Raw genomic sequence first — 2,246 nt, forward strand, 5'->3', positions numbered from 1 at the left:
AAATTTATAGAGATGCACGATGAACTGATCAAAGACATGAAACGATCAGGAGTTTCAATGAAACAATGTTTCGGTTTTTAACATGAGAATTATATGGGGTCCGGCATCACTCCATAGACTTGGCAAGTACCATACGACATGCGAACGCCTATAGGTCCGAATCCTGAAAACCACAGCTATATCCGATCCTTTTGAGAAAGGTGATCCTGTGAGAAAATTTAAGGAATCCCACGGCTTCAGCCGTGGGAGGATGTCAACCAACTGTTTTTCCTAATATTATTACTGATTCTTCAATAGAAAATGCAAAATTTTTAACAGACCATAATGATCAAAAAAAAGAGATTGAAGATATTACCAATAGTGCATTAAATGAGGAGGATTGAGATCTTGGATTACTGTAATTCTGTTGTGGATTTATGAAAAAAATTACATATACTGATTTTAAGGAAGTTAATGAAGGGAAGTGAATATAGACAAACTTGATTTTCCAACAAAAGGAGAATATCTGGAAGCAGAAAAAGAAGAAATTGAGGAATATGTAACACAAGTTTTGCATGAATATAAGGGATATTGTGCCAGAGCATTTCATCGCCCAGATGATCAGATCTTTGTTGGAGAAGTTGTTGGAGTCTCTGATTCTTTGTGTTTTCATGGAAGAGATATAAGAGAATTAGAAGTAATGTTCCATCAAAGCATTAATAATTATTTGTTAATTTGTCAGAAGATCGGAAAATTATAGAACCCAATAACGTATTTCAGAGGATCCTAAGTGTATCCTCTTTTTTTTCGTACAATGAGAGATGAGACAAAAGATAATTTCATTATTTTTTTCGAAATCCATCATATTTAGTATGTAGTACTTTATATTTTAATGAAAGGAGGCCGCAGAAAATGCGATTACGAAAAATTGGAGGAAAGGTGATTGCTTGTGCCTGTTTAAGCCTGAGTGTTTTGATGTGTGTTCCTATGAGTGCTGCACATGCTGCGATTCCAGTCGATACAAATTATGCACAGTGGGATTATAAACCTTTTATATATCCAGCTAAAAATTCAGATGGATCAGAACAGACAAAAAAACCGGATTTTGATGGAAAAATCAAAGAAGACAAAAAAAATGAAAACCAATACTTTGAATTTGAATATTCTGATAAGGTGTCAAACAATGCATTAAAAGAATATGTCGAAAATGATAAGGTCGCAATTTCTGATCTTCTCGGATTGGTTAAAGCATGGGATCGCGAAGAAAATGAATTAACAAGCAGCATCAGAGTTGCAAAGATCGAATATCCTGCAAGCAAAAAGGATAATTATAAACCAGCAACTGTTTTAAATCCATCCAAAACATCAAAACTTGATACTTATTTTAATCATCTGAATAAAGATGAATATGTTGATATTAAGATCACATATGAAGTGTCAGATACTGGCGGAAATACAGTGCAACAAACAGGATATGTGCGTGTCAAATACAATAATCCACCTGTCTTAAAATCTGATTATCTTGCCTATACAGTGGAAGAATTAGCTGAAAGAGGAGATGAGATCTTAAATGAGATCAAAACAAATGCTTTTGCAAGTGATATTGAAGATGATGCAAATAAGATCAAATTAACACCAAAACTGGTAAATCCGAATCCTTTGACTTTAAATGATATTAAAGATCAGGGAAGTCACATTATCACATTTACAGTTACAGATAGCGGTGGAAAAACAGCAACTTCTAAACCAGAAGTTTATATCACAACAGGGGATCCTTACAACTTAGCAAATAAGAAAACAACAAGATTTATTAGTTACAAATACATGTATACTTTGAAAAAAGACAGTATTTGGAGAAAAGCTGATCGCTGGAGTTATCTTGAAAGGGTTTTAAAGAACAATGAAAGTGATCATCCTACGGTTAAATACACCTATGAATTTACTGTTGGAGATTACAAGGATTGAGATTCTTGGCAAAATGTGGTAAGATAAAGTTGCAAGTTTTGGTTTTGTCTTTCAAAGACTAAACATAAGAGGAGAACAGATACAGTGTCTGTTCTTCTTTTTTTTGTACAAAATTATCAAAAATCCTTTCAGTGCCAGATTAATTTTCTCAAATCGCATATTTGAATTGAGAAGAAAAAATTCGGGTGCCCCACAGAAAGGAATATCCGAGGTCAATTAACTCATGACTAAAGTCACGAGCTTGCAAAAGTTTTGTGAATTAGTTAGCGCGTTAATGAGCAGAAACAAGATGTCAGCGATCT

At 33.8% G+C, this 2,246-nt stretch carries 2 protein-coding genes; both read left to right on the forward strand.

What is annotated here, in order from left to right:
* Positions 1–463 precede the first annotated feature (463 nt).
* Positions 464–739: a hypothetical protein gene (locus QZL64_RS01535; protein ID WP_021840293.1), complete on the forward strand. Its 276-nt coding sequence runs from the start codon at positions 464–466 to the stop codon at positions 737–739.
* 152 nt (positions 740–891) lie between these two features.
* Entirely contained in the window at positions 892–1,944 is a 1,053-nt protein-coding gene (locus QZL64_RS01540) for a hypothetical protein (protein ID WP_021840294.1), read from the forward strand.
* Positions 1,945–2,246 lie beyond the last annotated feature (302 nt).

Origin of the sequence: Veillonella sp. CAG:933 (assembly GCF_000431435.1) — a bacterium.
Lineage (GTDB): Bacteria > Bacillota > Negativicutes > Veillonellales > Veillonellaceae > Veillonella_A.